General features: G+C 58.4%; 14 protein-coding genes. 10 read left to right on the forward strand and 4 right to left on the reverse strand.

Features of this window, described 5'->3' with window-relative positions; translation table 11 throughout:
• Positions 1 to 23: 23 nt before the first annotated feature.
• A complete protein-coding gene (locus tag F617_RS0119360; protein ID WP_013761333.1) occupies positions 24 to 482 on the reverse strand; it encodes an Lrp/AsnC family transcriptional regulator in 459 nt (152 codons plus the stop codon).
• Positions 483 to 608: 126 nt separating this feature from the next.
• On the opposite strand from F617_RS0119360, the gene F617_RS0119365 reads away from it, so the two are divergent.
• Both F617_RS0119365 and F617_RS0119370 read left to right on the forward strand, forming a co-directional pair.
• A complete protein-coding gene (locus F617_RS0119365) occupies positions 609 to 1,892 on the forward strand; it encodes a cystathionine gamma-synthase family protein (RefSeq protein ID WP_019566407.1) in 1,284 nt (427 codons plus the stop codon).
• A gap of 253 nt (positions 1,893 to 2,145) precedes the next feature.
• Entirely contained in the window at positions 2,146 to 3,081 is a 936-nt protein-coding gene (locus tag F617_RS0119370) for an MYG1 family protein (RefSeq protein WP_019566408.1), read from the forward strand.
• Between the two features lie 151 nt (positions 3,082 to 3,232).
• On the opposite strand, the gene F617_RS0119375 is transcribed toward F617_RS0119370, so the two are convergent.
• Entirely contained in the window at positions 3,233 to 4,747 is a 1,515-nt protein-coding gene (locus F617_RS0119375) for an MFS transporter (protein ID WP_026330964.1), read from the reverse strand.
• 133 nt (positions 4,748 to 4,880) lie between these two features.
• On the opposite strand from F617_RS0119375, the gene F617_RS0119380 reads away from it, so the two are divergent.
• The gene (locus F617_RS0119380) at positions 4,881 to 5,771 is read left to right on the forward strand and encodes a LysR family transcriptional regulator (RefSeq protein WP_019566410.1); all 891 of its coding nucleotides are present in this window, start codon (positions 4,881 to 4,883) and stop codon (positions 5,769 to 5,771) included.
• A 251-nt stretch (positions 5,772 to 6,022) separates the two neighbouring features.
• The gene (locus F617_RS0119385) at positions 6,023 to 6,817 is read left to right on the forward strand and encodes an SDR family oxidoreductase (RefSeq protein ID WP_019566411.1); all 795 of its coding nucleotides are present in this window, start codon (positions 6,023 to 6,025) and stop codon (positions 6,815 to 6,817) included.
• Between the two features lie 257 nt (positions 6,818 to 7,074).
• On the opposite strand, the gene F617_RS29175 is transcribed toward F617_RS0119385, so the two are convergent.
• Positions 7,075 to 7,401, reverse strand: a complete 327-nt coding sequence (locus F617_RS29175; RefSeq protein ID WP_013761339.1) for a GCG_CRPN prefix-to-repeats domain-containing protein — start codon at positions 7,399 to 7,401, stop codon at positions 7,075 to 7,077.
• Between the two features lie 298 nt (positions 7,402 to 7,699).
• On the opposite strand from F617_RS29175, the gene F617_RS0119395 reads away from it, so the two are divergent.
• Positions 7,700 to 7,918: a hypothetical protein gene (locus tag F617_RS0119395; protein WP_003517716.1), complete on the forward strand. Its 219-nt coding sequence runs from the start codon at positions 7,700 to 7,702 to the stop codon at positions 7,916 to 7,918.
• Between the two features lie 118 nt (positions 7,919 to 8,036).
• Positions 8,037 to 8,927, forward strand: a complete 891-nt coding sequence (locus F617_RS0119400) for a LysR substrate-binding domain-containing protein (RefSeq protein WP_013761341.1) — start codon at positions 8,037 to 8,039, stop codon at positions 8,925 to 8,927.
• 6 nt (positions 8,928 to 8,933) lie between these two features.
• Here the strand turns inward: F617_RS0119400 and F617_RS0119405 are convergent, their stop codons facing one another.
• The gene (locus tag F617_RS0119405; RefSeq protein WP_003517727.1) at positions 8,934 to 9,200 is read right to left on the reverse strand and encodes a hypothetical protein; all 267 of its coding nucleotides are present in this window, start codon (positions 9,198 to 9,200) and stop codon (positions 8,934 to 8,936) included.
• Between the two features lie 234 nt (positions 9,201 to 9,434).
• On the opposite strand from F617_RS0119405, the gene F617_RS0119410 reads away from it, so the two are divergent.
• From F617_RS0119410 to F617_RS0119425, 4 genes are read left to right on the forward strand one after another with little or no spacing between them, the layout of a single operon-like run.
• Entirely contained in the window at positions 9,435 to 10,997 is a 1,563-nt protein-coding gene (locus tag F617_RS0119410) for an ABC transporter substrate-binding protein (protein WP_013761343.1), read from the forward strand.
• On the forward strand, positions 10,997 to 11,944 hold the full coding sequence (locus F617_RS0119415) for an ABC transporter permease (protein WP_003517729.1): 948 nt from the start codon (positions 10,997 to 10,999) through the stop codon (positions 11,942 to 11,944). Before F617_RS0119410 ends, F617_RS0119415 begins: the two co-directional genes overlap by 1 nt.
• Complete coding sequence (locus F617_RS0119420) at positions 11,941 to 12,765, forward strand: ABC transporter permease (RefSeq protein WP_019566413.1); 825 nt, start codon at positions 11,941 to 11,943, stop codon at positions 12,763 to 12,765. The genes F617_RS0119415 and F617_RS0119420 overlap by 4 nt, the downstream gene beginning before the upstream one ends.
• Positions 12,762 to 14,375, forward strand: coding sequence for an ABC transporter ATP-binding protein (locus tag F617_RS0119425; RefSeq protein WP_013761346.1), 1,614 nt, complete (start codon positions 12,762 to 12,764; stop codon positions 14,373 to 14,375). The genes F617_RS0119420 and F617_RS0119425 overlap by 4 nt, the downstream gene beginning before the upstream one ends.
• Positions 14,376 to 14,402: the final 27 nt, after the last annotated feature.

Here is a 14,402-nt window from a genome sequence, read left to right on the forward strand (position 1 = left end):
GGGCGCGGAGCTTCTGGCAAAGCTTAGATGCGCCGCGCCTTGATCGTGTTCATGACAAAGCTGGTCTCGATGGTGTCGACGCATTTCAGCTTCGCGATCTTCTCTTTGATGAAGCGCTCGTAGTCCTCGAGCCCACCGCACATGACCTTGAGCATGTAGTCCCTCGAACCCGTGACGAGGTGACATTCCAGAACCTCGTCCCAGTCCAGAACGGCCGCCTCGAACATCTGGATTTCGTCATCGTGCTGGCGACTGAGGCGGATGGATGCAAGCGCGGTCATCGTCCATCCCTCGATTGCCGGATCGACGATCGCGGAATAACCTTTGATCACCCCCGTCTCTTCCAGCCGTCGCAGCCTCCGCAGACATGCAGATGCCGACAAGCCGACTCGCTCGGCAAGTTCGTTGTTGGTGATCCTTGCGTCGGCAGACAGCTCCTTGACTATCCGCCGGTCGATTGGATCTGCAATTTTTTGCGACATAAAGCACAATTCTCCGCAATATATTGCTTCATCAGACATATCCACGCTTCAGAATGCAAGGTATTTTGGCTTGATTGGATGTAAGCTGCGGACAGTTCAACGTCTGTTGAGGAGGACCTTCCGCAAATGACCGCACCGCATCCGTCTAAAACCCATATTGGCAACCACGCTCTCCATCCTGAAACCCAGATGCTCAATTACGGCTACGATCCGGAATTGTCGGAAGGAGCGGTGAAGCCGCCTGTGTTTCTGACCTCGACCTTCGTCTTCAAGTCGGCGGAAGACGGTCGCGACTTCTTCGACTATGTCTCCGGCCGCAAGGAGCCGCCCGCAGGCAGAGGTGCAGGCCTCGTCTATTCGCGTTTCAACCATCCCAATAGCGAGATCGTCGAGGACCGCCTTGCCGTTTACGAACGCACCGAGAGTTGTGCGCTCTTCTCGTCCGGCATGTCCGCCATTTCGACGACGCTTTTCGCTTTCGTCCGGCCCGGCGACACCGTACTCCATTCCCAGCCTTTGTACGGCGGCACTGAGACGCTGCTGGCAAAGACCTTCCACAATTTCGGCGTTTCGGCGGTGGGTTTCGCCGACGGTGTCAGCGAGGCCTCGGTGATATCCGCCGCAGAGGCTGCGATGGCGAAAGGCAGGGTGTCCGTCATCCTCATCGAGACCCCCGCCAACCCGACAAACAGTATTGTCGATATCCCCATGATCAGCCGCGTTGCCGACGTGATCGGCGAGAAGCAGGGGCACAGGCCAATCATCGCGTGCGACAACACACTCCTCGGTCCGGTGTTCCAGCGGCCTATCGAGCACGGTGCCGATATCTCGCTCTATTCACTGACAAAATACGTTGGCGGGCACTCCGACCTCATTGCCGGAGCAGCGCTCGGTCGCAAGGATGTCATGAAGCAGGTGAAGGCATTACGCGGAGCGATAGGCACGCAGCTCGACCCGCATTCGTGCTGGATGCTCGGGCGCTCGCTTGAAACGCTACAAATCCGCATGGAGCGGGCAAACAGCAATGCCGAGGTGGTGGCCGAATTCCTGAAGGCGCATCCCAAGGTCGAGAAAATCCATTATCTGCCGTTTCACGATCCGGCGTCCCCGGTTGGCAAGGTGTTTGCAGATCAATGCACCGGTGCGGGATCGACCTTCTCGTTTGACATTGCGGGCGGGCAGGCAGCGTCTTTCAAATTCCTCAACGCTCTCACGATATTCAAACTCGCGGTCAGCCTTGGCGGTACGGAATCTCTCGCCTCCCATCCTGCAACGATGACGCATTCGGGTGTTCCGGCCGATATCCGCCAGCGCATTGGTGTGCTTGATTCCACGATCCGGCTGTCAATCGGCATCGAACATCCCGACGATCTGGTCGCCGACCTGACCCTCTCTCTGGATGCCGCCTGACGAAGAGGCAAATGCCGCTCCTCCCCGACTGCAATACGTATGGGTTTTCCAGTACATACGAAACACGGAAACAAACGTAGTGCAGGAAGGCGATAAGGGGAGCGGCGTTACCTTCCGCTACGAGTGGAGCCAGTCCCGAACCGGCAATATGATACAGAAGCGGCGAATGACGGGTTGAGATGGCGTCGGGCAAAGGGTATCAGGTGCCTCAATTCCAGGCGGACCTCCCGCAAGCAACAAGGCTTATCCTGACATGATCCCGGATTTTCTCGTCACCCATTCCGGTGGCTTCCATGCCGACGAACTGCTGTCCAGCGTCATCCTGACCCGACTTTTCCCGCAGGCCCGCATCGTCCGCAGCCGGGCGCCGGAATGGATCACCCCCGGCGTGGACCGCATCATCTACGATGTCGGCGGCGCCTATGACGCGACAAGCAGGATATTCGATCACCATCAGCGCGGCGCGCCGCTGAGGGATGACGGTCAGCCATATAGTTCATTCGGACTGATCTGGAAGCATTTCGGCCGGGACTATCTTGCCACCTTCGGCATCCCCGATGAAAATGTCGAAACCGTCCATAGCTCTTTCGATGGCAGCTTTGTGCTACCGGTCGATCTGGTCGACAATGGTGCGGTCAGCCCCTCCGTCGCCGGGCCGCTGGTTGCGCTGACGTTGCCTGTCCTGCTGGAAACTCTGAAACCTGTTTTTGACGAGACCGACCCCGAAGCCGATGATCGCAGTTTCCACGCGGCGCTCGTCATTGCCCGCAGCTTCGTCGAGGCGAAAATAGCCAAAAGCGCTGCGAAACTGCGCGCCGAGGCGCTTGTAATGCAGGCTATCGTCGATGCCGGTGAAGGTCATATTCTGGAATTGCCGATGGGTATGCCGTTTCGGCCCGCCATTGTGAAGGCGGGCGCCGACAATCTACTGTTTGTCGTTCACCCGCGTGACAAGGACTGGTGTCTGACCGGTATCCGTCGCGCAGATGAAGGCTTTGAACTGCGGGCAGACCTGCCTGCGGCATGGGCGGGCCTTACAAATGGCGATCTGGAGGCCGTTTGTGGCATTGAAGGCGCGAGTTTCTGCCACAATGGCCGGTTTATTGCCGCCGCCAAAACCCGCGATGCCGCCCTCGCCATGGCAGAACTGGCTGTGAAAGAGGCGATCTTGCCTGCTCCCGTAGTCTAGTTCATTGAACAACGGCACATGAGTAGGAGATCGCCCGGAAGGCGGGCCGGCGGAGCATATCAAAGGATATGCCCGCAAATGTTCTTCGGCCGCATCACTGGACTCTCTAACTCCATGCCCAACCGGGAACACCGTGTTCGTTCCCGATAATCTACGGAGCCGTCACCTTGTCGGCGACCGCAGCACTATTGGGCAGCAGGAAAAGGACTGCGATGGCGCATAGCGTCGTCACCGCGGCAAGCCACCAGCAAAGTGTCGAAAACGCAGTCTGATAGGCATCCCGCAACAGGTCGTCCCCGATGTGGGACGATATTGCCGCTGCACCCGCCAAGTCGCCCACTGCCAGACGCTGACCTGTCTGATTCAAGAGGGGCGTAGACAAAGGCGCCAGCCGTCCGAGGGATGCCGAGGTCAATGCCGACAGGGCGGCGCTGACGACTGCAAGCGCGATGCCCTCACCGGCAACCCGCACGGTACTGAATATGCCGGTCGCCATTCCCGCACGCTCCACCGGCACGACGCCAACGGACAAGCCATCCATCAGGCCCCATGGCAGGCCGGCGCCCACCCCGATGACGAGCATGGGCAGAACGATCATGGCTCCATCCTCTGCGGTGAAGCCGGCAAGCCAGACGAGGCCAGAGGCGGCGATCAGCAGGCCGATGCCGCAGAGCATGCCCGGGGAAACATGACGCGCCAACATCGTCGCGACTATAGGCACCACCAGCATCGGAGCCGACAGTCCCAACATGATGAACCCCGCCCCGATTGCTCCTTGTTGCTCGATACCGATGAGGCGCAACGGAATGATAACAAGAAGAACAACGAAACAGGCGCAGGTGGCGATTGGCAATAGCTGCACCCCCACGAACCGCGGATAACGGAAGAGCGATAAGTCCAGCATCGGTCGCGCCGCCCGCATCTCGATCAAGACGAAGGCTGCAAGCGAAAATGCAAATCCTGTGCTGAAAGCGATGATAGCGTTAGACCCGAGAACAGGCAGTTCGATCATCGCAACGGTGAAGAGGGTGAGTGTGAGGGTAAAGCTTGCAGCGCCCAGCCAGTCGAGTTCCGCCGCATTGGGATCCCTCGTTTCACGCATCCGTGGCGGGCCGAGGATCAGGGCAAGGAGGCCGATCAGGCCGCCGGCAAGGAATATTGCCCGCCATCCGACCGTTTCGATCATCAATCCCGTCAGCAGCGGACCAGATGCAAGACCGACGCCGAAGGTCGTTCCAAGCAACCCAAAGGCGCGCGTCCTAGCGTGGCCGTCGAATTCCTGCGCAAGTGCGGCCGTCCCTCCGGCCAGGGCAGCGGCGGCGCCCACGCCTTGACCGGCACGTAGCAGATCGATGATCCACACCGAAGGCGCAAATCCAAGCGCAAAGGAGAAGCCGGTAAACAGCGCAAGGCCGAACAAGAACACCCGCCTTCTGCCATATCGATCTGCCAGCGCGCCTGCCGCCATCAGAAGACTTCCGAAAGCCAGCATGAAGGCATTGGTGATCCAGGTGAGGGATGCAGACGATCCCCCGAGGTCCTGCCCGATCGCCGGCGTGGCAACCGCACCGGCGGAGAAGTTCAAAGGAAGGGTCAAGGCGGCAAGACACACCGCCACCAATACCGAATTCCGGCTGGCTGAGGCTCTATGAGGGGCGTCGTTCATGCGAACTCCAATCGTGAAATGGCATCGCGACACCAAGGTCGCGTATCGGCATCCATTCTCATCAGACGACATGAATTCGACAATCGGCCTCACGGGCCTTTCATTGCGGATTAAAATTCTCTAATCAGTGACAATGGATAAGTTGAGCGAGATCGATGCCTTCGTCCGGGTTGCCGAAAGGCTGAATTTTGCCAAGGCCGGGCAGAGCCTGGGCCTGTCACCTTCTGCTGTCGGAAAGAGCGTTGCCCGACTGGAGGCATCTCTGGGCGTACGGCTGTTCAATCGCACCACCCGGCAGGTCTCCCTGACCAATGAAGGGGCAATGCTGTTTGAGCGGTATCGGTCCATCCTCACCGATCTGCGCGACGCACATGAAGCAGTCACGGACAATCTGGCCCTGCCCCGCGGCAGTCTGCGCGTGACGCTTCCGACAATCGGATACCGCTTTCTGCTGCCGATAGTGCCTGAATTTCGCCGGCGTTATCCCGATATCGATCTGGAACTCGACTTTAACGACAGGCGCGTCGATCTGATCGAGGGCGGCTTCGATGCTGCAATCCGCAGTGGCGAGCTTGATGATTCCAGCCTGATAGCGCGGCGTCTTGGTCCATTCCGCTTCATTTTATGCGCGTCGCCGGACTATTTTCAACGAATGGGCACGCCCCTGCACCCCAGCCAATTGCCAGAGCATGATGCATTGCGCTTCCGCTTTCCGACCTCCGGCAGGTTTCAGGAATGGCTGCTGGAAAACGGCGACAACCCCCTGTCGAGCATGCGTATCGCCCTTACCTGCGGCAATATGGAGGCGATAAGGGCGGCGGCGATTGACGGGATGGGGCTCGCTTACATGCCTGAATTCCTGGCGACGGACGCCATCACGGATGGCCTGCTCGAGACGGTCCTGAACGAGCATCTCGCCGCACCAGGCCAGTTTTCAATTGTCTGGCCATCAGCCCGCTTCATGGCGCCGCGGCTGCGCGCCTTCATCGATTTTGCGATCGAAAAGCTGTTTGTCGAAACCTGACTGGAGTATCTGCGCATGACATATGCCAGCGGGCTTATGCGCGCCGGTGGAGTTCGTCCATTGAAGCCATCGGCGGACTAGTACGGTGCATTTCTTGACCGATAAGACGATGGTGGGTAAATAAAGGATGCTGATGAGGAGTTTATGACCATGGACGAAGATCGCCGATAATCCGGACTTACGTCGATGACAGCGCAGTCTTTTCAAAACGACGCGTTGGCTGGCTCAGCATTTGCATCAAAGGAACATTCATGCCCAGACTTTCTGGAAAGACCGCACTCGTGACCGGCGCGGCGCGCGGAATTGGTGCGGCTATCGCCCAAGCGTTTGCTGACGAGGGGGCACAGGTCATCGTTACCGATATAGACGTGGATGGCGGCTTGTTGACCGCAAGCTCAATCGGCGGGAGGTTTGTCCGTCTCGACGTCGCATGCGAGGCAGACTGGGCGAAAATTGCTAGTCAATTTCCCAAGATGGACGTCGTCGTCAACAATGCGGGAATAACAGGCTTTGAAGGACCATTCGAAGGGGCCCCGCCAGCCCATGATCCAGAAAATGCCCAACTTGCTGATTGGCACAAGGTCCATGCGGTCAACCTGGATGGCACCTTTCTGGGCTGCCGTTATGCAATCCGCGCCATGCGAGCAAATGGTGCGGGGTCGATTATCAACATTTCCTCACGCTCAGGGCTTGTCGGAATTCCAATGGCAGCGGCCTATGCCTCATCCAAGGCCGCCATCCGCAACCACACCAAGAGCGTGGCCCTATACTGCGCCGGTCAGGGCCTGAACATCCGGTGCAATTCAATTCACCCTGCGGCCGTGATGACACCGATGTGGGAGCCGATGTTGGGAAATGGCCCGGATCGCAAAGATCGTGAAGCCGCGCTGGTCAAAGAAACGCCCATGCAACGCTTTGGCAGGGCCGAGGAGGTAGCCGCACTCGCAGTCCTGCTCGCATCTGACGAGGCAACTTATATGACTGGGGCCGAACTGAACATCGATGGCGGCATTCTTGCAGGATCAGCCGCAGCACCGGGAAACTAGAATAACGGGCTATGGAATGACCGCACCTTCTTGGTCCATTGCCCCCGATAGTAAAGGTCGAACTTCCACCGACCAGTTCTGTGGCACTCCCGGCAAACGCGTCAAAACCTTGGATCATTTGGGAAGAGTTCGGCCCAAATGATTTATGACGGCAATTGGCGCAAACCGATCAATCTATGCGTTGAAGATCGTCGCTAAAAACTCAAGACGCACCCAGACGGAAAAGGCCCTCCCGGTTCGGAGAGGGCCTGTTTTCATTACCATCGATAGTCGCGACGGTCTCGCCATTCGCGATGTTCGCGCCAATCTCTGCGCTCGCGCCATTCTCTGCGGGCCTGACGTTCACGCCACTCCCTGCGGGCTTCCCAGCGATCACGTCTGTCCCAGCCGCGCTCATATCTCGGCGGTCCATTGGGCCGGCAATATCCGCGCGGCGATAGATGAAAGCCGCGTCCGCAAGCATAGTCCACACTTTGAACGTTGGATGCCAGGGGTGCGGCCGGTTGACCGACAGGCATCGCGTTCGCGCCACTGCCGAACAGGGCACCGAGAATTATTCCAGCGCTTAAAATCATCTTACGCATTTCATCTCCCTCCTTCCGGGATGGAGGGATTTAGCGCCCTTGCCGGTGAACTGTGGCTGAATGAATCTTGATGTTTTCGTGGCAAAAACTCCACAATTGTGGCAGATGCCGGCTTCGCGTTCCGACCGCTGCGAAAGGGTTAAGCGGCGTCAAAGCGGCGCGGCTCACTGCCCCGCCCCAGTCAATGCAGACCTGTTATTCTTTTATGTGCCAGTGGGTTGAAGGGGCGCGATGTATCCCCTCCGGTTGCAGTCCCGCGGTTTTCGTCATAGTCCTCAAGCGAATGAGGAGACGGTGATTGAACCCCAATCTGGACACAAAGCCCGAACCAAAGCCAAAGAGCAAACGCCTCATCTGGCCTTGGGTGCTGTTGGCCGTTCTAACGCTTGCAGCCGTTCTCACGCTTGCGGGCATCTATATTTACAGGGAGCTGACATCGACGGCCGAGGATCTGGCTCGAACCTGGCGCGACCTCGTGCAATTGTTCTGGCTGATAATGCCGGACCGCCAGCCCTAGTCTAGGGTAACAGACAGGCGCTAGTGGCAAAGCCTCAGCGCAGCATGGAATCCCAAAAAAATTGAAGAGTTTGCGGCGGCGGTGTATCGGATCGCAAACTCTGTTTTTGGGAACCTGAATGCAACCGTCTTTTAGATTGCCGCCGCTGGAGGCGCTTGTTGTTTTTGAGGCAGCGTCCCGTTTGGGCAGCTTCTCCCGCGCGGGCAACGAGCTGGGCCTGACGCAGAGCGCCGTCAGCCGGCAGATCGGCAAGCTGGAAGCGTTCATTGGCTCCAAGCTTTTCGAGCGCGTGCCGACAGGCGTGCGACTGACGACCATCGGCGAAAACTACTCGATCGATATATCGCGGCTGATCCTCGATATCGCAAGTGTCACGGACGGCGTCCGCTCGTGGACCGGCGCCAGCCAGATCACTATTGCCTGCTCTCGCGGGATTGCGGATCAATGGTTCATGCCTCGCCTGCAGAAACTGAAACGCGATATTCCCGGCATCGAATTGCGGGTGCGGGTAACTGACGATGTGGCGCATCTGCGTCTGGATGAATTCGACCTGGCTATTTTCTATCGCAAGGAAAGACCGATTGGCGTCTGGCTATCGGAACTCGGCCAGGAGGAGGTCGTCCCCGTTTCTGCGCGCGGCATGACCAATCTTATGGAGCAGAGGGCACCGGTTTTGATCTCCATCGAAGATTCGATGCGGGAATGGCAGGATTGGAGCGACTGGTGGCGCTCGTCACACCTGTTGCCGCCACAGGATGCAATCCAGTGGAAACTCGGAGACTATGGCCTCTGCGTCGCGGCGGCGTCGCAGGGGCTTGGTGCAACGCTTGGGTGGACCTGGCTCATCCGCGACCAACTGGATAGCGGAGCGCTCGTTCCTGTGCATTCCCATGCCATGCGCTCGGAAGGCAAATTTTACCTGATGCGACCGGCAGATCGCCACCAGCGTAAAATTGTGCGCGAGGTGTCCGATTGGCTGATTGCAGACAACCATAAAACCGCGCGCTGAAACCCGTCATGCCTGCGCAGGAGGTGTCTTGCGGCGCCGGTCCAGGAGGAACCGCGCGTAGCCGATGATGGTGAACAGCAGCCAGGCGACCTGTGAAATCAGCGAGCCGAGGTTGAAATTCCATATCAGCGAGTAGATCAGAAACACGCCACCCAGAACGTTTAAGAGAGTGTAGCGCCAGTCTTCTATCGTCAGAAGTCGTAGCTGCAACAGGGCATAGGCGAAGAGATAAAAAAACGCTCCTGCAAGGCCGACAAGATCCGCTAGCCCCATTTGTATCCACTCCATAAACACGCCCGCCCGGCGAGCGCCTGCTACACCGGACCCGCTCCGGCGCATCCCTTTACTCCGCTTCGCAGATAACCGGATGCGCTCAGATTTCATGACCCCATGCGCAAAAATCATACCCCCCTGCGCGCATCGGTATCTAGTGCCGAACCGTCGAGTACGATACGCCACTGCCAGCCGCGCCTCGTCCGGCCCCGATAAAAAACAGGGAACCCAAACATGACATCCTCCCCCTTTTCCTTCTCGCTCGACCGGCGGCATTTTCTTGCCGGCGCGGCCAGCCTCGCGGCGCTTTCTGCCGGTTTCATCACAGACGCCAGTGCGCAAGGCGCGGACACACCGAAGAAGGGTGGCGTTTTGAAATTGGGTATCGGCGGCGGCAGCACCACGGATAACCTCGATCCCCGCATCCTGAAAGACTGGGTGCCGGTCAATCAGGCCTTCATGATCATGAACGGCCTTGTCGAGATCGATGCCAGCAATCACGCTGTGCCTGAATTGTTCGAAAGCTGGGAAGCGCAGCCCGGCGCCGTGGAGTGGGTCTTCAAGCTGCGTCAGGGTGTCACCTTCCACAACGGCAAGACCCTGACGGTGGAAGACGTCATCTACTCCATCAACCTGCACCGTGGCGAAACCACCTCTGCGGCACGCTCGGTCGCGTCTGCGCTCAAGAGCGTCGACAAGCTTTCCGACACCGAGGTCAAGATCGTCCTCGAAAGCGGCAATGCCGACCTTCCTTACATCCTGTCCGACTACCATTTCCTCGTTGTGCCCGAAGGCTGGACGGATTTCAGCAAACCTGTCGGCACCGGGCCGTTCGTGTTCGAAAGCTACGATCCGGGCGTTCGTTCGCGCTTTACCCGTAATCCGAATTACTGGAAGCCGAATGCCGCTCACGTTGACGCCGTGGAAGTCATCGTCATCAACGATATCGCCGCACGCACCAATGCCATGATGTCGGGTCAGGTCCATGCGATCAACCAACTCGACTTCAAGACAGTAGACCTGCTGCGCCGTAACCCCAACCTCAACATCGTCCAATCGGCTGGCGGCCAGCACTTCACATTCCTGATGGATTGCACGCAGGCGCCATACAAGGACAACAATATCCGCCTTGCCATCAAGCACGCCATCGACCGCGAGCAGCTTTTGAAAACCGCGCTGCGTGGCTACGGCCGCATCGGGAACGATCATCCGATCCCGAGTTCTGACCGCTTTTATGCCGCGGATCTGGCGCAGCGTCCCTACGACCCCGAGAAGGCGAAGTTTTATCTGAAGCAGGCTGGCCTCGATACGCTCAAGGTAGAGATTTCCGCTTCCGACGCCGCCTTCTCCGGCGCTGTGGATGCAGCGGCGATTTTCCGCACGAGTGCGGCCAAGGGCGGCATCGATGTTTCTATCAAGCGCGAACCCGCCGATGGCTACTGGGACAACGTCTGGATGAAAGCTCCATTCTGCATGTCATACTGGGGCGGACGCCCGACAGCAGACCAGATGCTGACCATCGCTTACCAGTCCACCTCGGCGCAAAATGATACGCACTGGAAGAACGAAAACTTCGACAGGAAACTCATTGAGGCGCGTGCACTTCTCGATGATGCGAAGCGCAAGGAAATCTATGCCGAGCTTCAGGCGCTCATCTCCAATGAGGGCGGCGCCATGATCCCGATGTTCGGAGATTATCTGGATGCGACATCCAAGAAACTGAAGGGCGTGACCACGCATCCGATGTTCAACTTCATGGGTGCCCGTCTCGCTGAAAAGGTCTGGTTGGACGCATAATGACTAAGCTTATCCTGAAGCGCATTGCTTTGGGTATTTTGACGCTTCTGCTGGTGTCGGCGCTTATTTTCGCCGGCACTCAGCTTCTTCCCGGAGATGTGGCGTCAGCAATACTCGGACAGAATGCGACGCCTGAATCTCTCGCAGTGCTGCGCGCCGATCTCGGTCTGGAGCAGCCCCTTCTGCAACGTTATCTTTCCTGGCTCGGCGGTTTCGTAACCGGCGACCTTGGAAATTCGCTGGCAAACCACCAGCCTGTCGCAGCTCTCTTATGGCCGCGGTTCTGGAACACCATGGCGCTGGCGCTGTATGCCGCCGTCGTGTCCGTTCCGGTTGCCGTACTTCTGGGTCTGTTCAGTGCCATCTGGCGCGGCAGCCTGTTCGATCGGGCTGTCAACATCGTTGCGCTGGGCTTTGTTTCCCTTCCGGAATATTTTCTGGGCCTGTTGCTGATCCTTTTCGTGTCCGTGCAGTACAATCTTTTGCCGAGCCTAGCCGACACTTATCCGGGCATGGGCTTTGCGGATTGGCTGAAAGCCACCACGCTTCCTGCTCTGACGCTGGTTCTGGTTACTGTGGCGCAGATGCTGCGCATGACCCGTACCGCCGTTCTTGCGGTGATGGATCAGGCCTATGTCGAAACAGCCTATCTCAAGGGATTGCGGACCAAACGCGTGGTTCTTCGCCACGCGCTTCCCAACGCCGCGGCCCCGATCGTCAACGTCGTATCGTTCAACATCGCCTATCTCATCACCGGTGTGGTTCTGGTAGAGGCCGTGTTCAACTATAACGGCCTTGGCCGTTTCATGGTCGATGCCGTTTCGAAGCGGGACCTTCCGCTGGTACAGGCAGCAGCCCTCGTTTTCGGCGCAACCTACGTCATTCTAAACATCATTGCCGATGTGTCGGCAATTGCGCTTAACCCGCGCCTGAGGCATCCGCGATGAAAATGCTCCGCACCATCACTCCAACCGCATGGGTCGGTCTTTTCATCATTTCGGTCAACATCGTCCTGTTCGCAGCCGGTCCGCATATCGCGCCTTTCGGGCAGGAGGAGATCGTCGGTTCGCCTTTCGATCCGCCTTCGGCAATGCACTGGTTTGGCCTTGATCAGAACGGACGCGATATGCTGTCGCGCCTTTTGGCCGGTGCGCAAATCTCCATCGGCGTTTCGCTGGCGGCGTCCCTGCTCTCCTTCACAATCGGCATCACGCTTGGTTTCATCGCGGCCATCTTTGGCGGCTGGCTCGATATGGTTCTTTCGCGCATCGTCGACACTGTCATGTGTATTCCAGTGCTGATCTCGGCTCTTGTCGTGCTGCAGGCGCTAGGCTCGTCCATCCCCGTGCTGATAGTGACCATTGCGCTTCTGGATTCCACCCGCGTCTTCCGTCTGGCGCGCATTGTCGCCCAGGGCGTGAATGTGCTGGAATATGCCGAGACCGCGCGCCTGCGCGGAGAAGGCCTGATCTGGCTGGTGTTCAGGGAGATACTGCCCAATGCCCTGCCGCCGCTCATTGCGGAATTCGGCTTGCGTTTCTGCTTCACCTTTCTGTTCGTGGCCGGTCTGTCCTTTCTCGGGCTTGGCGTTCAGCCGCCTTTCGCAGACTGGGGCGGCATGGTGAAGGACAACCAGCAGGCCATTCTTTACGGTCTCTACGCACCGCTATATCCGGCCGCTGCCATCGCCGTTCTCACCATCGGCGTCAATCTCGTCGTGGACTGGCTGCTGGCTGGCCGCAGCGCAATTCAGGGAGCAGACCGATGAGTAACAATGAGGTCCTGCAAATTCGCGGCCTGAAAGTTGCTGCACCGAATGGAGCAATTCTGGTTGATGGTATCGATCTGGATCTCAAGCGCGGTGAGGTCAAAGGGCTGATCGGTGAATCCGGCGCCGGTAAATCCACCATCGGGCTTGCCGCCATGGGATATGGCCGAAACGGTTGCCGAATCGTTGGTGGAGAAATCGTCGTGAATGGCGTTTCGCTGATGACGGTGGATCGCGCCGGTCGTGAGGCGGCGCGCGGTGCGCGCATCGCTTATGTGGCGCAAAGTGCAGCTGCGGCGTTCAACCCTGCCATGAAGATTGGCGAACAGATTATCGAGGGGCCGCTTTACCACGGCGTCATGAACCGGCGGGAAGCCGAAGCCTGGATGCTGGAACTGCTGCAAGCGCTGCAACTTCCCGATTATCAGAATTTCGGCGACCGTTACCCGCATCAGGTCTCCGGTGGGCAGTTACAGCGCGCGATGGTGGCCATGGCGATGTCATGCCGCCCTGACATACTCGTGCTGGACGAACCCACAACGGCACTCGATGTCACCACGCAGATAGAGGTTCTGGCCCTGCTCCGCAGCCTCATCCAGCGCTACAATACCGCCGCCCTCTACATCACGCATGACCTTGCCGTCGTCGCGCAGATTGCTGACAGCATCATGGTCTTGCGCCATGGCAAAAAGGTAGAAGCCGGTTCTGCCGAGGATATCCTCGAGCACCCGCAGGAAGACTACACGCGCCGTCTTGTTTCCGAACGCCAAGCCAGCATGTCCGGCGAATCCGTCCAGAACAGGGGTGGTGAAATCCTGCTGGAAGCGCGTGGCGTCACCGCCTACTACGGTCGCAAGAAGGTGCTGGACAACGTTCACTGCGAAATCCGAAAGGGCGAAACACTGGCAGTCGTGGGTGAATCCGGTTCGGGAAAATCCACTTTGGCCAGGGTTATTGCCGGGTTGCCGCCGCAATCCTCCGGAGTCATTTCGCTGGCTGGACACCGGCTTGCGGACAAGTACTCCAGGCGTTCGCGCGAAGATCTGCGCCGTATCCAGCTCGTCTACCAGCTTCCGGATGTGGCGCTCAATCCACGCCACACCGTTGGCGAGATCATCGGCCGTCCCATGTCGTTCTATTTCGGAATGAATGAAGATGAGCGCGCCTCCGAGGTGAACCGGTTGCTGGACCTGATCGGTCTGCCCCGGGAGTTTGCAGAGCGCCTGCCAAAAGCGCTTTCCGGGGGGCAGAAGCAGCGCGTGTGTATCGCACGCGCACTTGCCGCAAGACCCGATCTTATCATCTGCGACGAGGTGACATCGGCACTTGATCCTCTCGTGGCGGAAGAAATTCTCAGACTGTTGCGCTCGTTGCAGGATGAACTGGGCGTCTCCTATCTGTTCATCACCCATGACCTCGGCGTCGTTCGCCGGCTCGCCGACAGGACGATGGTGATGCAGCATGGCCGCATTGTCGAAACCGGCACGACCAAGGAGGTTTTTGCACCTCCTTACCAACCCTATACCGAACAGCTCATCACCTCGGTCCCCGAACTGCGGCGCGACTGGCTGGATGGCGTGCTGGCAAAACGTGGCCTCCCCGCCGCATGATCTGCGGGGCGGTTCACTCTTTGATGG

The organism is Agrobacterium sp. 10MFCol1.1 (assembly GCF_000381165.1).
Lineage (GTDB): Bacteria > Pseudomonadota > Alphaproteobacteria > Rhizobiales > Rhizobiaceae > Agrobacterium > Agrobacterium tumefaciens.

Excerpts from the sequence above, each read along its gene's own strand:
- F617_RS0119360 (WP_013761333.1), bottom strand. The coding sequence starts at position 482 with ATGTCGCAAAAAATTGCAGATCCAATCGACCGGCGGATAGTCAAGGAG.
- F617_RS0119365 (WP_019566407.1), top strand. The coding sequence starts at position 609 with ATGACCGCACCGCATCCGTCTAAAACCCATATTGGCAACCACGCTCTC.
- F617_RS0119370 (WP_019566408.1), top strand. The coding sequence starts at position 2,146 with ATGATCCCGGATTTTCTCGTCACCCATTCCGGTGGCTTCCATGCCGAC.
- F617_RS0119375 (WP_026330964.1), bottom strand. The coding sequence starts at position 4,747 with ATGAACGACGCCCCTCATAGAGCCTCAGCCAGCCGGAATTCGGTATTG.
- F617_RS0119380 (WP_019566410.1), top strand. The coding sequence starts at position 4,881 with ATGGATAAGTTGAGCGAGATCGATGCCTTCGTCCGGGTTGCCGAAAGG.
- F617_RS0119385 (WP_019566411.1), top strand. The coding sequence starts at position 6,023 with ATGCCCAGACTTTCTGGAAAGACCGCACTCGTGACCGGCGCGGCGCGC.
- F617_RS29175 (WP_013761339.1), bottom strand. The coding sequence starts at position 7,401 with ATGCGTAAGATGATTTTAAGCGCTGGAATAATTCTCGGTGCCCTGTTC.
- F617_RS0119400 (WP_013761341.1), top strand. The coding sequence starts at position 8,037 with ATGCAACCGTCTTTTAGATTGCCGCCGCTGGAGGCGCTTGTTGTTTTT.
- F617_RS0119405 (WP_003517727.1), bottom strand. The coding sequence starts at position 9,200 with ATGGGGCTAGCGGATCTTGTCGGCCTTGCAGGAGCGTTTTTTTATCTC.
- F617_RS0119410 (WP_013761343.1), top strand. The coding sequence starts at position 9,435 with ATGACATCCTCCCCCTTTTCCTTCTCGCTCGACCGGCGGCATTTTCTT.
- F617_RS0119415 (WP_003517729.1), top strand. The coding sequence starts at position 10,997 with ATGACTAAGCTTATCCTGAAGCGCATTGCTTTGGGTATTTTGACGCTT.
- F617_RS0119420 (WP_019566413.1), top strand. The coding sequence starts at position 11,941 with ATGAAAATGCTCCGCACCATCACTCCAACCGCATGGGTCGGTCTTTTC.
- F617_RS0119425 (WP_013761346.1), top strand. The coding sequence starts at position 12,762 with ATGAGTAACAATGAGGTCCTGCAAATTCGCGGCCTGAAAGTTGCTGCA.